Origin of the sequence: Solwaraspora sp. WMMB335 (assembly GCF_049179075.1) — a bacterium.
Classification (GTDB): domain Bacteria; phylum Actinomycetota; class Actinomycetes; order Mycobacteriales; family Micromonosporaceae; genus Micromonospora_E.
On the sequence record NZ_JBMHMF010000001.1, the window covers coordinates 2,741,318 to 2,759,931 of the forward strand.

The 18,614-nt window shown below is 69.6% G+C and carries 22 protein-coding genes; 10 read left to right on the forward strand and 12 right to left on the reverse strand.

The genetic code is table 11. The features are described 5' to 3' along the window. Positions 1-41: 41 nt before the first annotated feature. The 3 genes from glpK (at position 42) to ACN27F_RS11705 (ending at position 2,273) form a co-directional block, all read left to right on the forward strand. Positions 42-1,586, forward strand: coding sequence for a glycerol kinase GlpK (glpK, locus tag ACN27F_RS11695; protein WP_421433303.1), 1,545 nt, complete (start codon positions 42-44; stop codon positions 1,584-1,586). A 106-nt stretch (positions 1,587-1,692) separates the two neighbouring features. Beyond that, positions 1,693-1,995 carry a class I SAM-dependent methyltransferase gene (locus ACN27F_RS11700; protein ID WP_421433305.1) on the forward strand — a complete coding sequence of 101 codons (303 nt, stop codon included), beginning with the start codon at positions 1,693-1,695 and terminating at the stop codon, positions 1,993-1,995. Positions 1,996-2,060: 65 nt separating this feature from the next. Then, the gene (locus tag ACN27F_RS11705) at positions 2,061-2,273 is read left to right on the forward strand and encodes a hypothetical protein (protein ID WP_421433306.1); all 213 of its coding nucleotides are present in this window, start codon (positions 2,061-2,063) and stop codon (positions 2,271-2,273) included. 73 nt (positions 2,274-2,346) lie between these two features. Here the strand turns inward: ACN27F_RS11705 and aspS are convergent, their stop codons facing one another. From aspS to ACN27F_RS11725, 4 genes are all read right to left on the reverse strand, one after another. Continuing rightward, positions 2,347-3,651: an aspartate--tRNA(Asn) ligase gene (gene aspS / locus ACN27F_RS11710; protein WP_421433307.1), complete on the reverse strand. Its 1,305-nt coding sequence runs from the start codon at positions 3,649-3,651 to the stop codon at positions 2,347-2,349. 343 nt (positions 3,652-3,994) lie between these two features. After that, positions 3,995-4,399: a PIN domain-containing protein gene (locus tag ACN27F_RS11715; RefSeq protein WP_421433308.1), complete on the reverse strand. Its 405-nt coding sequence runs from the start codon at positions 4,397-4,399 to the stop codon at positions 3,995-3,997. Continuing rightward, positions 4,396-4,626, reverse strand: coding sequence for a type II toxin-antitoxin system VapB family antitoxin (locus ACN27F_RS11720; protein WP_289207607.1), 231 nt, complete (start codon positions 4,624-4,626; stop codon positions 4,396-4,398). The genes ACN27F_RS11715 and ACN27F_RS11720 overlap by 4 nt, the downstream gene beginning before the upstream one ends. A 102-nt stretch (positions 4,627-4,728) precedes the next feature. Next, positions 4,729-5,487: a class I SAM-dependent DNA methyltransferase gene (locus tag ACN27F_RS11725; RefSeq protein ID WP_421433310.1), complete on the reverse strand. Its 759-nt coding sequence runs from the start codon at positions 5,485-5,487 to the stop codon at positions 4,729-4,731. Between the two features lie 186 nt (positions 5,488-5,673). On the opposite strand from ACN27F_RS11725, the gene ACN27F_RS11730 reads away from it, so the two are divergent. Beyond that, positions 5,674-6,006 (forward strand): YnfA family protein, encoded by a 333-nt coding sequence (locus tag ACN27F_RS11730; protein WP_282234084.1) that lies wholly within the window; start codon positions 5,674-5,676, stop codon positions 6,004-6,006. Positions 6,007-6,127: 121 nt separating this feature from the next. Further along, entirely contained in the window at positions 6,128-7,057 is a 930-nt protein-coding gene (locus ACN27F_RS11735) for a DUF559 domain-containing protein (protein ID WP_421433311.1), read from the forward strand. 65 nt (positions 7,058-7,122) lie between these two features. Here the strand turns inward: ACN27F_RS11735 and ACN27F_RS11740 are convergent, their stop codons facing one another. Together ACN27F_RS11740 and ACN27F_RS11745 are read right to left on the reverse strand one after the other, a co-directional pair. Then, a complete protein-coding gene (locus ACN27F_RS11740) occupies positions 7,123-7,347 on the reverse strand; it encodes a DUF397 domain-containing protein (RefSeq protein ID WP_421440136.1) in 225 nt (74 codons plus the stop codon). 7 nt (positions 7,348-7,354) lie between these two features. Continuing rightward, on the reverse strand, positions 7,355-8,200 hold the full coding sequence (locus ACN27F_RS11745) for a helix-turn-helix domain-containing protein (protein ID WP_421433313.1): 846 nt from the start codon (positions 8,198-8,200) through the stop codon (positions 7,355-7,357). A gap of 106 nt (positions 8,201-8,306) precedes the next feature. Between ACN27F_RS11745 and ACN27F_RS11750 the strand changes: the two genes are divergently transcribed. Next, entirely contained in the window at positions 8,307-8,672 is a 366-nt protein-coding gene (locus tag ACN27F_RS11750; protein WP_421433314.1) for a hypothetical protein, read from the forward strand. A gap of 87 nt (positions 8,673-8,759) precedes the next feature. Here the strand turns inward: ACN27F_RS11750 and ACN27F_RS11755 are convergent, their stop codons facing one another. Then, a complete protein-coding gene (locus ACN27F_RS11755) occupies positions 8,760-9,401 on the reverse strand; it encodes a class I SAM-dependent methyltransferase (protein ID WP_421433315.1) in 642 nt (213 codons plus the stop codon). Between the two features lie 87 nt (positions 9,402-9,488). On the opposite strand from ACN27F_RS11755, the gene ACN27F_RS11760 reads away from it, so the two are divergent. Beyond that, positions 9,489-10,079 (forward strand): helix-turn-helix domain-containing protein, encoded by a 591-nt coding sequence (locus ACN27F_RS11760; RefSeq protein WP_421433317.1) that lies wholly within the window; start codon positions 9,489-9,491, stop codon positions 10,077-10,079. 94 nt (positions 10,080-10,173) lie between these two features. Here ACN27F_RS11760 and ACN27F_RS11765 read toward each other — a convergent pair whose 3' ends face one another. Next, the gene (locus ACN27F_RS11765) at positions 10,174-11,004 is read right to left on the reverse strand and encodes a phosphoribosylaminoimidazolesuccinocarboxamide synthase (RefSeq protein WP_421433319.1); all 831 of its coding nucleotides are present in this window, start codon (positions 11,002-11,004) and stop codon (positions 10,174-10,176) included. A 318-nt stretch (positions 11,005-11,322) separates the two neighbouring features. On the opposite strand from ACN27F_RS11765, the gene ACN27F_RS11770 reads away from it, so the two are divergent. Genes ACN27F_RS11770 through ACN27F_RS11780 form a run of 3 tightly spaced genes read left to right on the forward strand, consistent with a single transcriptional unit; the run spans position 11,323 to position 14,482 of the window. Then, on the forward strand, positions 11,323-12,645 hold the full coding sequence (locus ACN27F_RS11770; protein ID WP_421433320.1) for an ATP-grasp domain-containing protein: 1,323 nt from the start codon (positions 11,323-11,325) through the stop codon (positions 12,643-12,645). Beyond that, entirely contained in the window at positions 12,642-13,973 is a 1,332-nt protein-coding gene (locus ACN27F_RS11775; RefSeq protein WP_421433321.1) for an MFS transporter, read from the forward strand. The genes ACN27F_RS11770 and ACN27F_RS11775 overlap by 4 nt, the downstream gene beginning before the upstream one ends. Before the next feature lie 20 nt (positions 13,974-13,993). Further along, positions 13,994-14,482, forward strand: a complete 489-nt coding sequence (locus tag ACN27F_RS11780) for a YbaK/EbsC family protein (protein WP_421433322.1) — start codon at positions 13,994-13,996, stop codon at positions 14,480-14,482. A 61-nt stretch (positions 14,483-14,543) separates the two neighbouring features. Here ACN27F_RS11780 and ACN27F_RS11785 read toward each other — a convergent pair whose 3' ends face one another. The 4 genes from ACN27F_RS11785 to ACN27F_RS11800 are packed head-to-tail and all read right to left on the reverse strand — an operon-like array spanning position 14,544 to position 18,614. Then, positions 14,544-15,416 carry an inositol monophosphatase family protein gene (locus tag ACN27F_RS11785; protein ID WP_421433323.1) on the reverse strand — a complete coding sequence of 291 codons (873 nt, stop codon included), beginning with the start codon at positions 15,414-15,416 and terminating at the stop codon, positions 14,544-14,546. After that, positions 15,416-16,618, reverse strand: a complete 1,203-nt coding sequence (locus ACN27F_RS11790; RefSeq protein ID WP_421433325.1) for a phosphoserine transaminase — start codon at positions 16,616-16,618, stop codon at positions 15,416-15,418. Before ACN27F_RS11790 ends, ACN27F_RS11785 begins: the two co-directional genes overlap by 1 nt. After that, positions 16,615-17,676, reverse strand: a complete 1,062-nt coding sequence (locus ACN27F_RS11795; protein WP_421433326.1) for a TauD/TfdA family dioxygenase — start codon at positions 17,674-17,676, stop codon at positions 16,615-16,617. Before ACN27F_RS11795 ends, ACN27F_RS11790 begins: the two co-directional genes overlap by 4 nt. After that, positions 17,670-18,614 (reverse strand): hypothetical protein, encoded by a 945-nt coding sequence (locus tag ACN27F_RS11800; RefSeq protein ID WP_421433328.1) that lies wholly within the window; start codon positions 18,612-18,614, stop codon positions 17,670-17,672. The genes ACN27F_RS11795 and ACN27F_RS11800 overlap by 7 nt, the downstream gene beginning before the upstream one ends.

Genomic DNA, 18,614 nt, shown 5'->3' on the forward strand with positions numbered 1-18,614 from the left:
CTTGGTCCGAGGGGACCCGCGTCGCCGGCCATACTGACCGGATGACCGACCAGACCGGCCAGAACACCGCCACCATCAGCCGACAGCGGCACATCGCCGCGATCGATCAGGGCACCACGTCGTCACGGTGCATCGTCTTCGACGCCACCGGCTCGGTGGTCGCCCTGGCCCAACGCGAGCACCGGCAGATCTTCCCCCGGCCGGGCTGGGTCGAACACGACGCCGAGGAGATCTGGACCAACGTCGAGCAGGTGGTCCGCCAGGCGCTGGCCGACGCCGGCACCACGCCGGACGGCAGCGGGCTGGCCGCGATCGGCATCACCAACCAGCGGGAAACCACCGTGCTGTGGGACCGGGCCACCGGCCGCCCGGTGCACCACGCCATCGTCTGGCAGGACACCCGTACCGGTCCGCAGCTGCGCCGGCTCGGCCAGGCGTACGGCGAGCAGCGGCTGCGGGCGCGCACCGGGCTGCCACTGGCGACCTACTTCGCCGGGCCGAAGGCGATGTGGCTGCTGGAACACATCGACGGGCTTCGTGAGCGGGCCGAGCGCGGCGAACTGCTGTTCGGCACGATGGAGAGCTGGCTGATCTGGAAGCTGACCGGCCGGCACGTCACCGACGTGACCAACGCCAGCCGTACGCTGCTGATGGACGTGCACCGGCGGTGCTGGGACGAGGAGATCCTGGCCGCGGCGGGTATCCCGGCCGCGATGCTGCCGGAGATCGTCCCGTCGGCCTCGATCTACGGCGTGGCGGACGCCGACGTCGCCGGCGGGGCGCTGGCCGGCGTACCGGTGGCCAGCGCGCTCGGTGACCAGCAGGCGGCGCTGTTCGGGCAGACCTGTTTCCAGCCGGGCGAGGCCAAGTGCACCTACGGCACCGGCAGCTTCCTGCTGCTCAACACCGGGACCAGCGCGGTCACCTCGCAGCACGGGCTGCTGACCACGGTGGCGTACCAGATCGGCGATTCCCCGGCGCACTACGCGCTGGAAGGCGCGATCGCGGTGACCGGGTCGTTGGTGCAGTGGTTGCGCGACAACCTCGGGCTGATCTCCAGCGCGCCGCAGATCGAGGAGCTGGCCCGCAGCGTCGACGACAACGGCGGCTGCTACATCGTGCCGGCGTTCTCCGGGCTGTTCGCCCCGCACTGGCGGGCCGACGCCCGGGGCGTGGTCGCCGGGCTGACCGGCTACATCACCAAGGGGCACCTGGCCCGCGCGGTGCTGGAAGCGTCGGCGTGGCAGACCCGTGAGGTGGTCGACGCCATGAACGCCGACTCCGACGTGGCGCTGCGCCGGCTGCGGGTCGACGGCGGGATGACCGCCAACGGGCTGCTGATGCAGTTCCTCGCCGACGTGCTCGACGTGCCGGTGGTGCGCCCGGCGGTCAGCGAGACCACCTGCCTGGGGGCGGCGTACGCGGCCGGGCTGGCGGTCGGCTTCTGGCCCGACCTGGACACGCTGCGTGCCCAGTGGCGGGCCGACGCGCACTGGCGCCCAACGATGGACCCGGCGCACCGCGACCGGGAGTACGCCCAGTGGCGCAAGGCCGTCAGCCGCACCCTCGACTGGGTCGACGACTGACGGCCAGCCGCACCGCCGTTCAGCCCTCAGAAACTCACGCAGCGTCACCTCTTCGGGTCGGGTTCACCCGTCAGGCTTGATGCCACGGGTGCATCAAGATGCACCCGTGGCATCAAGCCCGCGAGGCACCTCGGGTTGGTTCCCGGATCCGGCGATCGGGCGCGGCGACCACTTCGCCCGACACGCCGACACCAGCCCGTACAACGCCTACGTCGATCGACCAGCGATGCTCGCCCTCGCCGGAGACGTCGGCGGGCAGCGGATTCTGGATGTCGGTTGCGGGGCGGGGCACTACGCGGCGGAGCTGCTGTCGCGCGGTGCCGAGGTCGTCGGGATCGACGACAGCGCGACACTACTGGCGCACGCCCGGCGCAGGTTGGGCGACCGGGCCGACCTGCACCGGCACTGATTTCCACGACCCATCCGACCGCCGACTGGCGACACTTCGGCGGCTCGTACTTCGCCGACGACTGGGTGGACCTTCCGCTGGCCGGCGGCCCGCTGTCGATCCGCTACCAACGTATGACGCTGGAAACGTTCCTGGGCGAGCTGCTGGACGCCGGCTTGCGCCTGGAGCGGTTCGTCGAACCACGCCCGGTGTCCAGCCTCCTGAACGTCGACGAGGCGGCCTACCACAAGCTGCACCAGTCGCCGTCCTTCGTCGCTGTCCGGCTCCGGCGACCCTGACGACAGGCGGAGGTCCGGTGCCTCGTTGGTCTGCGGGGCACCGGACCACACAGTCGAGGGAACATCGTCTCTGTCAGGGGGCGAGTCGGTGCAGGTCGCGCGGGAAGAGGGTGACCTGCCGGATGTTCGGTACGCCGAGCAGCCGGGCCACGAACCGCTCCAGCCCGAACGCGAAGCCGCCGTGCGGCGGCATGCCGTACCGCATCGCGTCCAGATAACCGGCGTACGGGGTCAGGTCGGTCTCGCCCCGCTCGGCGAGCGCCTGCGCGTAGTCGCCGTGCCGGTGCAGCCGCTGCCCGCCGCTGACCAGCTCCACCCCCCGGAAGATCAGGTCGATGGCGCGGGAGTAGCCGGGCCGGGCCGGGTCCGGATGGGTGTAGAACGCCCGGTGCCGGGTCGGATAGCCCTCGACGAAGACGAAGTCGCTGCCGTGCTCGCGCAGCGCCCACTCCCCCAGCCAGCGTTCGTGCTCCGGTGCCAGGTCCGGCTCACCGGTCACGTCCCGGCCGGTCGCCGCGCTGATCATCGCCAGGACGTCGGCGAAGTGCACGATCACCGGCTCGGCCGGCAACGCCGGCATTCGTACGTCGAGCAGCTCCAGCGCCGGCCCGGCGCGTTCGGTGACCGCCGCCAGCATGCCGGCGACGGTGGCGTGGCAGGCGGCGATCACGTCCCGATGGTCGTCGACGAAGCCGAGTTCGGCGTCGAGCGACGTGTACGCGGCCAGATGCCGGGCGGTGTCGCTCGGTTCGGCCCGGAACACCGGCCCCACCTCGAAGACCCGTTCGAAGACGCCCACCATGATCTGCTTGTACAGCTGCGGTGACTGGGCAAGATAGGCCCGGCGGCCGAAGTAGCCGAGGGCGAAGACGTTCGCGCCGCTCTCGGTCGCCGTACCGACGATCTTCGGAGTGTGGATCTCGACGAACCCCGTGCTGGTCAGGGTGTCCCGGAAACCGGCGACGGCGGCGGCCGCTATCCGGTGCGTGGCAGCCAGCTTCGGGTGCCGCAGCGCCACCGGCGCGTGGTCCAGGATCGTCGGCAGGGTGGCCCGCAGGTCCGGCCGATACAGATCGAACGGTACGGGTGCCGCCGGGTCGGTCAGCGCGGTGATCGTCGGGTCGGTGACCTCGACGCCGCCGGGGGCGGCCGGCTGGGCGGTCACGGTCCCGGTGACGGTGACCGTGGTCTCCTCCGGCAGGTGTTCGAGCTGGGCCCGTACCGCCGGGTCGGTGACGACGACCTGGGCGAGCCCGGCGGCGTCGCGCAGGATCAGGAACGCGACGGATTTCAGCAGCCGCCGCCGGTGAATCCAGCCAGCCAACCGTACGGGCTTTTCGACGTAGGCGGGCAGTTGAGCGGAAAGGATGCGTTGCATGGTGGTGACCTCCTGGAGTGTGCGCAACGCGTCCCCAGAGAGGTGCGGGCGAGCGGGATCCTCGCGGTGCCACCACACCTTCACCGCGCCGCCGCGTGGTGCGGGCGGCGTGGCCTTCGCTTACCCGTGACGTGGGCGAGTCGGCGGGAGTCTACTGAGCCCGGACGGGCCGTTCTTTCCCGCAGCTCAGGAGGGTCTTCACGGCCGGGCCGGAGTCCACCCTCTCAGCTGTGGGCGGCTCTCTGTCACTCCGGTGGGCGCAACCGCTACTCGGCTCCGTCGTCGCTGTTGGCTGTCGACGTTAGCGGTACGGCGTCGCCGTCCGCATCCGGAATCCGACCGGTCAGGCTCGGTCCGCACGTCGGACCCGTAGCCCAGTCACCGCCGCGATCGTTTCGAAGTCGTTGTCGATGTGCAGAACTGTCAGACCCCAGGCTTGCGCGGTGGCGGCGATGAGGAGGTCGACTACGGATGGCCCCTTGTGGTTCCCGAGGTTGACCAGTTCATGTTGCGTACGTTCAACGAAGCCCCAGGCGCTGTCCGGCACGGGATGCCAGGAGAACAGTGATCGAAGCGTGGCCTGTAGTTGATCACGGTCTGCCTTGCTAGCCACCGCGCGGGTCAGCTCCGCCTCGACAGGAGGGCAGACCGCGACGAGGCCGGCGCGGACCACATCGAGCCACTGCGGAGCGATGTCCTGTCTCCGTCGAAGGCGCACCACCATCGACGTGTCGGCCAGGTAGGTCACGCCGCGATGTCCTTGTGATCGTCAGCCTCGTCCTGCTCGATGAGGTCGACATCGAGCCGGCCGAGTAGCTCGCGGAAGGACTCCAGCAACTCGGCACGACGGTTGGCGTCGACTGCGGCGGCCAGCTCAAGCGCGGCGTTCACCGTGTCCCGCTTGGTGGTGGTCCGCAGGGCACGCTGAGCGCGGAGCAGCATCTCGTCGTCGACGTCGATCACAGTGCGACTCATATATCTCACCCACCCGATAGATATCGAGATGCCAGCCTACCACCGTATCCATCGTCGGTGTTGCCGCTGGCGGGCGGCCCGTTGCACGGCATGCCCGGGTCGTCAGCCGTCAGCAGGGCTGTCAGCTGGCTTGCGCCAGACGGAGACGTGCTTGTCGCTGTCGGAGGTGAACGGCGACCCGTCCCAGTCCGCTACCCGCTGCTCCAGCGTCAGGCCGGCCAGCCGGGCCATCAGGTCGCACTCAGCCGGCCAGATGTAGCGGAAGTTGCTGAAGAAGTAGCTGGCGCTGCCATCGTCACCCCGCTGATAGTGGTGCGAGGTCCCCTGCTGGGTGACCATGTCCAAGGTGTCGAAGCCGACGTGTCGGTCCGTCACCTCGAACGGCACCGCCGACTGCCCCGGCGGGAAGCGCCGGATGCCCGGCACCCACAGCTCGACGACGAAACGCCCGCCGGGCGACAGGTGCCGGGCGGCGTTGCGGAAGCACTCCACCTGCTCGCCCTGCGTGCGCAGGTTTCCGATGCTGTTGTACACGACGTATACCAGGGAGAACCGCCCGGGAACCGTCGCCGTCGCCATGTCGCCGACGACGACCGGCAGGTCGTCTGCCAGTGGGACCTTGCGGCGGAGTTGATCGACCATCGGCTGCGACAGCTCGATCCCGCTCACCGGAATGCCCTTCGCGGAAAGCGGGATCGCCACCCGGCCGGTGCCGATCGCGAACTCCAGCGCAGGACCGGTGCCGGCCAGTTGGGCCAGAAACTCCACTGTCGGCGCAAGTACATGTGGGGCGAACATCTCGGCCGAGCCCTTGTCGTACGCCTGCGCTGCCCGCTCGTCCCACAGGTCACTGCTCGTCATGGGCACGATACTCAAAGCGTTCCCGTACGCACGCAAGTCATTAAGTGCGGAGTGGTCACACCGTCGAGGTGAGGCTGACGCACGTCATTTCGCGATTTGAGGTGTGTCAGCCTCACCTCGATGCGGCGGACGACGGCGGTGCGGCGCGCCCCAGGTGGCGGCGAAGGTCTCGGTAGGGTCAGCGCCGTGACCGTCGCGCGATCCCTCGTCCTGTTCGTCCTCGCCGCGCTGGCCGAGATCGGTGGGGCGTGGCTGATCTGGCAGGGCTGGCGGGAGCACCGCGGCCTGCTGTGGATCGCCGCCGGGGTGATGGCGCTCGGGCTGTACGGGTTCGCGGCGTCGCTGCAGCCGGACCCGCACTTCGGCCGGATCCTCGCCGCCTACGGTGGGGTCTTCGTCGCCGGTTCACTCGCCTGGGGCGTCGTCGTGGACAAGTTCCGGCCGGACCGCTGGGACATCACCGGCGCGGCGATCTGCCTGATCGGCGTCGCCGTGATCATGTACGCCCCACGCGGCTGAGCCAGCACAGCCACGCTGTCGGCGGTGCTCCTGAAGCCGGGAGTGTCTTCTTTAGTCGGATGCGCGACTGGACCGGCGTATCGGGCAGAAAACGACGGCTACGACAGGGCAAGCTCCTCCGATGTCCCGCCCCGCCACGGTGCCACGTGAGTTGAGCTTCGAGCCGTTCTCCGGTAGCCGTGCCATCGCTGCCGGCCTGATCACCCGGCGGATGCTCGACGGCCCATCCTGGCGCCGCATCCTGCCCGACGTCTACGTGCACAGGAGCTCGTACGACCCCGACGACCACCGGATGTGGTGCGTGGCCGCCGCCGTACGGCTGCCGCCCAGGGCGGTGATCCACGAGCTCAGCGCGGCCTACCTTTGGGGGATCGATCTTCTGCCGCTACGCGGTCCCGGGCAGCCGATGGTGCCGGTACACATTGCCCTACCGAAGACGGCCAGGCGATACTCACACCCCAGGGTAAAGTCCACATACCGGACGCTCGCCCCTGACGACATCACGTCCTTGACCGGACTCCCCTTGACCGCTGGAGTCCGTACCGCGTTCGACCTGGGTCGCTCGCTGCCGCGCGCCGACGCGCTCGGCGCCCTCGACACCGTCCTACGCCGCCGCCTCGTCACGCGCAACAACCTCGCGGCATACATCGACACCCGCCCCGGGTTGCGCGGCCTACAACAGGTCCGGGAGCTTATTGCCCTCGCCGAGCCGTTGAGCGAATCGCCGATGGAGAGCCGACTCCGTCTGCTGCTGCACGACGCCGGCCTGCCAAGACCTACGCCGCAGTACGAGGTGCGGGACGCCCCGTCAGGTAAGAATGGGCGATTTATCGCGCGGGTCGACCTGGCGTACCCGCAGTGGCGGATCGCCATCGAGTACGAAGGTGACCACCACCGGGAGCGAGCGACGTTCCGCAAGGACGTGTACCGCTTCAACGCGCTCCGGGAAGCCGGCTGGCTTGCGCTCCGCTTCACCGCCGACGACGTACTCCGCAGGAAGGAACAAGTCGTGCAAAAGGTACGGTACGCGATCGCCGAGCGCGCCAGCTGACCATGTCGCGCACTGTCGAGGTGACACTGACACACGTAATTCCCGCGTTTTAACGTGCGTCAGCGTCACCTCGACGCCGAGCCGCGCCGAAGGGCGGCCACGAAGCCAGACCAGGAGGCGCCAGAAAAGGACAACACCGGACCGTACGGATCCTTCGAATCCCGCACCGCGACGCCGAGTGCGTCAGGGCCAACCACCCCAGTGAGCCCAGCCACCTCGACGCAGTTGGAGTTCGATCCGCTGCGGCTCGACTTGCGCCACGCCAGGTCCGGCAGGTCGGCTGCGTTCATCCTCGCCTCACTCACGCTCGTGTTCTGTTGCGAGCCGGGCCACCAGGTCGATCGACTCGGCGGGGCTCAGCGCCACTGTGAGCAGCCTATCCAGTTCCTCGCGAAAAAAGCTCACCTGCTCGGGCTCCTCCAGGAACAACCCGGAGATCTTGTGCTCAAGGTGCACGACCGTCCGGTTGCGTGGGAAGTCGAGGATGGCGAATGCGCCGTCCAGTCCCGTGTAGCCACCGACTGACTGCGGCACCACCTGGAGGGTGACGTTCGGGCGGTCAGCGGCGTCGATGAGGTGCCGCAGTTGCCGGCTCATCACCCATGGACCACCGAGCGGCCGACGCAGCGCCGTCTCGTCCAGGATCGCGTGCAGCGCTGGTGGTTCTGACCTCGCCAGGATGGCTTGGCGGCCGAGCCGAGCGGTGACTCTGGTCTGCGTGTCGGCCTCCGGAACGCCACAACCTCGCAGTACCGCTCTGGTGTAGTCCGGGGTCTGCAGCAGACCTGGCACGAGCAGCGGCTCGAAGTCGACGATCGCCGACGCCTCGGCCTCCAACTGGATCAACGTCCGGGACTCGACCGGGAGACCGCCCAGCACCTCCCACCAGCCGGGCTCGGAACGCTCCGACATGGCGAGCAGCCGCTGCCGTTCCTCACCGGTGACACCGTAGATGACCAGCAGGGATGCGACATCCTCCAGCTTGCTGCCCTGGCGGCCGGTCTCCATTCTGGACAACTTCGACGCCGGCCAGCCGAGTCTCGCCGCCACCCCACGGACGCTCAGCTTCCTGCCCTGCCGCAGCGTGCGCAGTTCGCCGGCGAGGCCACGGATGGCGATCGTGGGCGGCGTTGGCTTGGTCATCGAAATCCTCCTGTCCCCGACCTCTTGACAGGAGGCTACCGCCGTAGCCATGTTGTATGCAACGTTGCTTCTCTGAGAGATACAGCCTGAGTGAGGTGAGCCAGTGATGTTGGTGAAGGTGCGGGCGTACGACCCGGCGGACAGCCCGGGGCCGATCCCGTCGGTGATCGACCACTTCCGGCCCGGCCCGGAACTGCCCGAGCAGCTCAGCGAGGCGGAGCACACGGCGGCCCGCTACACGGTGGTGCTGGTGCCGCCGGAGGAGGCGGAGATCCTCGACCTCGGCAGGGAGAACCCAGGGCTCAAGCTCTACCTGGACCACCACTGGGAGGCGGACGTGTCCGACCTCGACGAGGCGGCGACGCTGATCTCCGAGCACTGCGGCAAACCGGTCACGCTGGTCGAGCACCGGGCCGACCTGCACTACTGGACGGCGTATGTGGAGCTGCCCTACGCCGACGGCGGAAACTGACGCAGCGCCAGGAAGGCGAAGTGCGTACTGACGAACGGCTGCCGGGCTGGCCGTGATCGGCCGGCCCGGCAACGTACAGCGCGGTCTTCAGGCTGACGACGTGCGGTGGGCCCGGACGACGAAGTCGTGGATGGTCAGCTGCTTCGAGTCGTGCTGCACCTCTCTCGTCCGGGACTCCGCGACGGCCACCTCCCACTGGACTTCGGGCAGGGACCCGACGACGGCGTCCAAGCCGATCGACGCGGCCTGAGGGGCGTGGGCCGCCGAGTGGGTGTCGGCGTGGTCGTGGCCGACGACCAGCAGCGTCCCGCCGGGGGCGACGGCGGCGGCCAGGCGTGCCACGAACTGGTCGAACGGCAGGTCGGGGTGCACGTACTGACTGATCACCAGGTCGTAGCGCTGCGACGGCTCCCAACAGGTCAGGTCGGCGGTGAACCAGGTGATGCGCTGCGCGACGCCCGGTTCCTGCTGCGCGGCGAGCTTCTCGGCGCGGCCGATCGCGGTCGACGAGGCGTCGACGGCGGTCACCTGCCAGCCTCGGCTGGCGAGCCAGATCGCGTCGGCACCGGTGCCGCAGCCCGCGTCGAGCGCCGTACCCGGGGGCAAATCTGCGACCTCGGCGACCAGCTGTGGTCCCGGCGAGACGTGTCCCGTCGGGCGTGCCTGATAGTGCTGCTCCCACCAGTGCGCACTGAACGCGGGATGATCGGCATGCGTCTCGTTGCTCATGTCCCGACGGTAGTGAACCTTCCGAAAACTGGAAGAGTTCATGCGGTTTCCGCAAGAAGGCGGTCGGTGGCGCCTAACATGATGGGCGTGTCAGAGGTCGATCTTTCCGACGTGGTCCGGCAGCGCATCCGTGGTCTGCGGCAGGCACGTGGCTGGAGTCTCGACTCGCTCGCCGCCCGGTGCCACCTCAGCCCGTCCACGGTGAGCCGCATCGAGACCGGCCACCGGCGGATCGACCTGGACCAGCTCGTCGCCCTGGCCCGGGCGCTGGACACCACGATCGATCAGCTCGTCGAGCCGGTCGACGACGCCGATGTGCTCATCCGGCCGATGGAACACCAGGAGCCGGGCCTGGCCACCTGGGTGCTGTCGCGCAGCTCAGGGCAGCCGGGCGGCAGCATGGTGGCGAAGATGCGGATCACGCCGGAGCGCCGGACCGGTCCGGGGCAGCTGAGCGTGCACCCTGGGCGGGAGTGGTTCTTCGTGCTCAGCGGCACCGCGTTGCTGCACCTGGGTGAGCGGCAGATTCCGGTCGGTCCGGGGAACGCGGCGGAGTTCTCCACGATGATTCCGCACTCGATCGGCGCGGTGAACGGGCCGGTTGAAATCATCACCATTTTCGACCAGGACGGCGAGCGGGCACACGCGCAGTCGTCGAGCGACGCGCCGCCCGGTTGAGCGACGGGCACCGCTATTGCTGCCAGCCTTGGTGCCGATAGCGCAAGACGGCGTGAGCTTTCCCCGCATGACCTCTTGACGAGGTGACGCACTCTCACCAGGTGCGGCCGGTGATCCGTTCGTAGACCTCGACGTAGCGGGCCCGGGTCACCTCGACGATCTCGGCCGGCACCTCGGGAGCCGGTGGCCGCTTGTCCCAGCCGGTGCCGGCGGCCCAGTCCCGCACGTACTGCTTGTCGAAGGAGAACTGCGGACGGCCCGGCTGGTACGCGTCGGCCGGCCAGAACCGGGACGAGTCGCTGGTCAGCACCTCGTCGGCGAGGACCAGGGTGCCGTCCGGTGCCCAGCCCAGCTCGATCTTGGTGTCGGCGACGATCAGGCCACGTTCCTCGGCCAGCGCCGCGCCGCGCCGATAGACGTCCAGGGTGATGTCGCGCAGCCGCTGCGCGGTCTCGGCGCCGACCTGCGTGACGACGTCGGCGTACGTGATGAACTCGTCGTGTTCGCCGACCGGCGCCTTGGTGGTCGGGGTGAAGATCGGTTCGGGCAGCCTCGACGCCTCGACCAGGCCGGCCGGCAGCGTGATCCCGGAGACCGAACCGGTCTTCTCGTACTCTTTCAGCCCAAGTCCGGTGAGGTAGCCCCGGGCGATGCACTCGACCGGCACCATGTCCAGTCGGCGACAGCGGATGGCCCGGCCGGCGAATTGGGCCGGCACGTCGGTGGCGGAGATGACGTGATGCGGCACCAGATCGGCGAGTTGCTCGAACCACCACAGCGACAGCGCGGTGAGCAGTTTGCCCTTGTCCGGTATCGGGGTGGGCAGCACGACGTCGTAGACGCTGATCCGGTCGGAGGCGACCAGGATCAGGTCGTCGCCGTCGGCGTACACGTCCCTGACCTTGCCCGAGTGCAGCAGCTTCACGCCGGCAAGTACATCACGGACCCCGCTGCCGCCCGTCGAGGCCGCCGCTGGTGAGACCGGCGACGAGCAGGTCCGACAGGCCGCGTCGCAGATATATCCACCCCTATCACTGCGGTCGGTCGCACCATTTGATCGATTATCTCGAATGACGCCGATTCGTTACATGCGGTACACGTGACCATCCATTCAGGATTGATCAGGCTGGGGAGAGATCCGGCCAAATACAGCTAAGTAGATCGTTGGCGCCCGAACGCCCGCTGGTACCATCGCAGCCGAGACTTCGTGGCCGCTGACGACGCGGGGAATGCTGGAGGTAATGTGAGCAGGCCATCCATTTTGCTGCTAGGCGCGGACCCCTATGTTCTGCGTGCCTGCGACCAGCATGACGTCGATGCCGTGCTGCTGTGCAATTCGGGTGCCTACGACTCGGGCCGCATCCGGATGCCCGCCCGAGGGACCATGATCCGGGTCGACGACGTGACCAACGCCGAGGACTGCCTCGGCGCCCTGCACCGGGCCGGCCTGAGCGACCACCAGTTCGACGCGGTGCAGACCACCTGGGAATTCTCCATGGTCACCGAGGCGGTCCTGGGTCAGGCCCTGGGCTGCCGGTCGCTGGACCCGACGGTCGCGTTGCACTTCCGCGACAAGTCCCTGCAGAAGGCACGTCTTCGTGCCGCCGGTGTGCCGGTCACCCGGTCCGTGGTCATCGAGGACATCTTCGACGTCAGCGGCGTTCCGCTGGAGTTCGAGCGGGCGGTGTTGAAGCCCATCGCCGGCGGCGGGACCGCCTCCACCAGCGTCGTACGGGAACGCGCGGACCTGGAGAAGGTCAGTCGCACCTGCCGCGAGGAGAAGGAAACCAAGCGCACCTTCCTGTTGGAGGAGTTCGTCGAAGGCGACGAGTGGATGGCCGAGGGTGTGGTGTTCGGCGGCGAGGTGCTGTTCTTCGGCCTCGGCGCGTACACCGAGCCGTGCCTCGACGCGCTCACCGGCCAGGTCCCGATCTCGCTCCGCCGGCTCGACCCGACCCGGGAGGCCGAGGCGTACGAGACCACCGGCCCGGTGGTCCGCGCCGCGATCGCCGCGCTGGGATTGCAGGACGGCGTGTTCCACATGGAGCTCTTCCGCGAGCGCGACAGCGGGCGGATCGTGTTCAGCGAGTGCGCCGCGCGCCGTGGCGGGGCCATGACCCAGGAGCAGGTGCTGGCGAAGTTCAACGTCGACCTCGGTGAGGCCGCGCTGTTCTGCGCGCTGGGCCGGCGGCCGGACATCAACGTGAAGGTCAACCCGAAGGTGGTCGGCTGCGCCGGGCTGTTCGGCCCGGCCGGCACGCTCGTCAGCTATCCCACCCCGGACGAGATGCTGAGCCAGCCCGACGTGGTCTTCGCCCAGTCGTGGGTTCCCCCGGGTGCGAACCTCAACACGAAGTTCTCGGCGTCGGCGGACATGCTCGCCGCGATGCTGCTCATGACCGAGACCGTCGAGGAGTTCGACGAGCGGGTACGGCAGTTGCGCGAGTGGTTCGGTGACCGGGTGGTCGTGGCCGAGCCGGCACTGACCAGCGGGCAGCGGTGGGCCTGGCAGCAGCGGAACTGGCCGGAACGGCAGTACCGCGACTGGCTCTACGACGGGCAGTGAGCGCGCAGGCGGGGGCACCCGCTGACTCGTCACCGGCGTCGGCGTCGGGCCCGGCGGACATCCCCCACCCGCCGTCCGGCCGGGTCCGCAGGACGCTGAGCCGGTTACTGCCGCCGACCGGTCCGCAGCGGGCGCTGGCCAGCTCGGTGTTCGCGGTGACCGTCGGCGGCGGGCTGCTGCTGGGCAGCAGCACGCTGTACCTGACCCGGATCATCGGGATGTCGGCGACCGAGGTCGGCAGCGGCCTCACCGTGGGCGCTGTGGCCGGCCTGGTGGCCGGGCCGCTGATGGGGCATGTCGCGGACCGGCGCGGCCCACGGGAAGTGCACATGGTGACGATGCTCTGCGGCGCGGCGGCGACCGCAGGCTTCGTGGTGGTGCGATCGTTCTGGGCGTTGGTGCTGGTCTCGCTGTTCACGACGCTGGTCAGCGCGGCGGGGCAGGCGAGCCGGGCACCGCTGATCCGGGCGGTCGCGGCCGGCCGTACCACCTGGTTCCTGTCGTACCAGCGGGCGATCTCCAACGTGGGCATCATGGCCGGCACGCTGATCTCCACGATCGGCATCCAGCTGGACACCGGCCCGGTCTACATCACGATGATCCTCGCCGCGGCCGTGACCTTCGTGCTGGCCAGTGCGGTGCTGGCCCGGATACCGCACGTCGAGCCGCTGGCGTCGGTGCCCAGCCAGGGGCGCTGGGTGGCGCTGCGGGACCGGCCGTACCTGCTGGTGACGTTGATCAACGGGGCGATGTCGGTGCACCTCGCGATCCCGGCGTTCGCCCTGCCGTTGTGGATCGTGAACAACACCACCGCACCACGGGTGGCGGTCACCGGATTCGTGCTACTCAACGGCATTTTGATCGTCGCCCTGCAGGTGCAGGTGAGCCGGGGCGTGATCAGTCCGGTCGCCGCCGGGCGGCGGATGGTCTGGGCGGGTGCCGCGTTGCTGCTGTCTCTCGCCCTGATCGGGGCGATGGCGGGCGTGCCGTGGTGGACCGCGCTGCTGCTGTTGTCGGCCGCGACCGTGGTCTACACGTTCGGTGAGCTCTGGCACGCCGCCGCCTCCTTCGAGCTCGCGTTCGGCCTGGCGATGCCGCACGCGCAGGGCCAGTACGCCGGGGCGTTCGGCCTCGGGCAGGGTGCGGCGAACGCGGCCGGGCCGGCGATCCTCGCTGTACTCTGCCTCAACGGCGGACTGCCCGGGTGGATCGCGCTGGGTGCCATGCTGATGGTCCTCGGCCTGCTGACGCCGGCCGCGGTCCGCTGGGCGCAGCACAACCGGTTCGACTCCCCCGCGGCGCCGGTCACGCCTGCGGTCGCGACGTGACGACAACGGAAGTGAAACTTATGTCGAGTGAGGACGTCTACCACAAGTTGATCACCCTGCTCGACGAGCGGGGTGCCAGCTACCGGGTGATCGAGCACGAGCCGGAAGGTGTCACGGAGGCGGTGAGCCGGCTGCGCGGCCACGACCCGGGGCAGGCGGCGAAGTGCATCATCATCATGGTCAAGGTCGGCAAGAAGGTCACCCGCTACATGGCTGCCGTCATCCCCGGTGACAAGCGGGTCGACTTCGCCAGGATCAAGGCACTGTTCGACGGCACGTACGCCTCGTTCGCGTCGCGCGAGGTCGCCGAAGAGCTGGCGGGTACCGCGATCGGGACCATCCCGCCGTTCGCCTTCCACGAGCGGCTGGAGCTGGTCATGGATCCGGAGCTGCTCCAGCACCCCGAGGTGTTCTTCAACGCCGCCCGGCTGGACCGGACGATCGCGCTGGCGACCGCCGACTACCTGACGATCGCCGAGCCCCGGGTGGAGCCGATCGCGCAGTCCTGAACCGTCCCGTCCGACCGTCCCGTCCGGCCGTTGCGGGCGGCCGTTGCGAGCGGCCGCCCGGTCAGTTCAGCAGCCGCAACGCGGCGGCGTGCAGCCGGGCGTCGCCGGCGGCCACCACCTGGTCGCGCGTCGCCGACCGCTGGTCGACAACCGCCGCCGGCTGCTGACCTGCCGCCGCCGACCGCGGGCCAGCCGCCGCCGACGGCGACTGGTCCGGCGACGTCAACCGCAGCTCGGCACCCGACCAGTCGGTCAGCATGCCGCCGGCGCCACCGATGACGGCGGCGGGGGCGAACAGGTCGTAGGCCTGCAGCCCGCCGTCGACCACCAGGTCGGTCCGTCCGCTGGCCAGCAGTGCGTACGCGAACGAACTGGCACCGTACATGGTGTAGCGGACCTGTTTGCGGACCCGGGTGAACGCCTCGAACTCCTCGGGCACGAAGAAGTCCGGGTTGGAGCAGGTGGTGAGCGCCGCCGACAGATCGGGGCAGCGTCTGGTCCGGACCGTTCGGCCGTTGCGCCGCGCGAACAGTCCGGCCACCCCGACCCACCGGTCACCGGTGGCCGGGTAGTCGAGCACCCCGATCCAGGGCCGGCCGTGCCGGCTCACCCCGATCAGGGTGCCGTACAGCGGTATCCCGGCGACGAGGTGGGCGGTGCCGTCGACGGGGTCGACGATCCAGGTCACGTCGGCGTCCAGGTTGGCGCAGCCGTACTCCTCCCCCAGGATGCCGTGCCCGGGGTACGCCGCGCTGATCCGCTCGCGCAGCCGGGTCTCGATGGCCCGGTCCACCTCGGTGACGAAACTGTTGTCCGCCTTGGTGTCCGCGTGGGTGGCTGTGGCGGTGGGTGCGGCGGCGGCGAGCAGCCGGCGGCTGTCGTCGGCGAGGCACTCGGCGAACCGGACCAGCTCCGCGGTGTACGTGTCGATCATCAGATCCCGCCTTCGACGCTGAGCTGCCACAACGTGTCGGCGAACGCCCAGTCGACCCAGGGCAGCAGCGCCTCTATGTCCGAGGCTTCGACGGTCGGGCCGCCCCAGATCCGGATCCCGGGCGGTGCCTCCCGGTGGGCGCCGATGTCGTAGCCGGCACCGTGCTCCGCCACCTTCGCGCACACCGCCCGGACGAACGCGGCCTGCCGGCCGGGCGGGAGCCCGTCGAGGACCGGGTGGCGCAACCGCAGGCAGATGCTCGTCGACGAGATCGTCTCGGGGTCGCGGGCGAGAAACTCCACGTACGGATTGCCGCGCACCCACCGGCGCACGACGTCGAGGTTGCGAAGTGAGCGCGCGATGAGCGCGGGGGTCCCGCCGAGCGCGGCGCACCAGTCGAGCGCGGTGAGGACGTCCTCGACCGCCAGCATCGACGGCGAGTTGATGGTGAACCCCTGAAACAGGTCGTCGTCGAGCTTGCCGTCCCGGCTCAGCCGGAAGATCTTCGGCAGCGGCCGGTCCGGTTGGAACAACGCGAGCCGTTCGACGGCCGCCGGCGACAGGGCGATCATCCCGTGCGCGCCCTCGCCGCCCAACGCCTTCTGCCAGGACCAGGTGATGGCGTCCAACTTGGTGTAGTCGATCTCCATGGCGAAGATCGCCGAGGTCGCGTCGCAGATGGTCAGGCCGCGCCGATCGGCGGGAATCCAGTCCGCCGCGGGCACCCGGACCCCGGACGTGGTGCCGTTCCAGCAGAACACGACGTCGCGGTCGAAGTCGACCCGGCTCAGATCGGGCAGTTCGCCGTACGTGTCCGCCCGGTGCTCGGCCACGTCGGGCAGGCCCAGCTGTGCCACGACGTCGTGGAGCCAGGTGAAGCCGAAGTTCTCCCAGCAGCAGACCGCCACCCCGGTGTGTCCGAGCAGGTTCCACATCAGCATCTCGATGGCGCCGGTGTCGGAGCCGGGGACGACCGCGACCCGGTAGTCGGGTGGCAACCCGAGGACGTCCCGGGACTTTTCGATCACCGCGCGCAGTTTCTCCTGGCCCGCCGGGTCACGGTGGGACCGGCCGACGAAGGCGTCGGTGAGCTGGTCCGGTGCCCAGCCCGGCCGCTTCGCGCAGGGGCCGGAGGAGAACCAGGGTCGGACGGGCCTGACCACGGGTGGCACCGGTCGTGGGGGATCCGTGGTGGGCGTCATGCGGCCAGGCTGACGAAGTGCCGGCGCGCCCCCTGGAACGCGAACCGCCCGTGCTGCACCACCTGGTTGTCCAGCACGAGCACGTCGCCGTCACGCATCCGTACCGCTCGGGTGGACTGCCACAGCAGCCCGCGCAGCGCGGCGATCAGGTCCTCGTCGATAGGGGTGCCGTCGCCGTAGGTGGTCGTCGCCGGGTAGTCCTGGTCGGGCAGATCACCGGGGAAGTCCGGATGCGACCGCCAATAGGAGCAGTGCAGTTCGGTGACCTGGTTGAACCACAGCTGCTCACCGGTGTCCGGGTGGGCGACGAACGCGTCCCGCTGGTAGTGGTAGCGTAGCCGCCCGTCACCGGCCCACCGGTACTCGTACCCGCCGGCACGCAGGTGCTCCTCGACAAGGTGCCGATCGCCGGTGCCGAACGTCTCGGCCCAGCTCGTCTGACCGGGTGACGACCTGCTCGGCAGGCTGCGGTGGTAGCGGATGCCGCGTTGCTGGAAAATCCGCCTGATGTCGTCGGGAAGCCTGCCGGTGGTGTCCCGGATGTCGTTGATCGGGACCTCGCCGCCGGTGGTCGCGGCGCGTTCGCAGAAGAACATGATCTTCCGGGGGTACGTGGGCAGGTACGCCATCTCGTTGTGCGGCGACAACGTGATCCGGGGATCCTCCTCGGTGGTGTTGAGCGCGACGTCGGAGTCCCGTTTGCGCACGGCGATCCCACCCTGGTAACCCATGCGCCGGTAACCGAGGGCCGCTACCAGCCATTCGAAGTCTGCCCGGTCGACCAGCGGCAGCCCGCGCAGCAGCACCCCACCGGACGCGGGCAGCGCCTCGTCGATGGCTCGGCGGACCTCGGCGGCCAGCGCGGCGCGGGGGATGTCCCCTGCCGCCTCGGCCAGCAGGGTCGGGATCATCTGCCCGACGTCCGGCACGGACTCGGGGAACCATTCGTGTGCCGAGCCGGCGAGGAAGGGCCGGTCGCGGACCGGGACCCGGAACTCCTCGCCGGGCCCGACCGGGCGGAAGGTGGGCGTGGCCGCCCCTGACGCTACGTTCACCATGTGGTCACCTCGTGGTCGACGTTGTCCGGGCCCACCGGGTGTCCCCGCAGGACGCACACCTCGTGAAAGACCGGTAGCGCGGGATGGGCGGTGAGGCGTTGCCTCGCCTCGCCCGCGCTGATCCGCTGACTGCCGCCGGGATCGGCGTAGAACTCGCAGGTGAAGTCGTGCTCGTAGCCCGTACCGCGCAGCGCGGTTTCCAGCCCGGCGAAGAAGGAGATGTCGGTCTGGCCGTCCTGGCGGACGATGCGTGAGGTGAGTTCCTCGGGGCGGTAGCCGTTGGACCGGAACAACTGCAGCAGGACGTTCTTGCCGATCCGGCCACCGAGGTTGAGGACGACCTGGGCCTGTGGCGCGCAGGCGCGGACCCGCCGCAGCAGCGCCTCGATCAGCCCGAGACCGACCGCGTTGAACGGGTACTGGTGAAACGCCGCCCACGGGTAGTAGTGCGCGCCGTGGTCGTCCAGATGCCGGCCGGCTACTGCGGTCGTACGCAGTGCGGCCGAGTTGAACCGGGTGCACATCGCATCCTCCGGATCCGGCACCTGCGGGATGGACGCCACGACGACGTCCACGCCGGCCGCCTGCGCCGCGGCCGGCGGGTCCAGCAGGTTCACCGCGCCCTCGACGGGCCGGAACCGGTCGAGCAGGTCCGGCACGGCCTCGGCGACGAACCGACGGGCCAGCCCGGTCAGCCGGGGATCCAGGTCGCTGCCCAGCACCACCGACGCGGCGCAGTGCCGCAACATGTAGGCGACGTTCACACCGCTACCGACCCCGACCTCGTACACCCGCCGGCCGCCCAGGCCGGCCCGGTCGAGCCCGGCCTGGAAGGTCAGCGTCCACGGGTCGCCAGGATCGAAGGCGAAGCTCGGCATCGGGTCGGCGGGCCGGTCCGCAGGGCCTGCCTGGACCGTTGTCACCGATTCGGGGCTCAT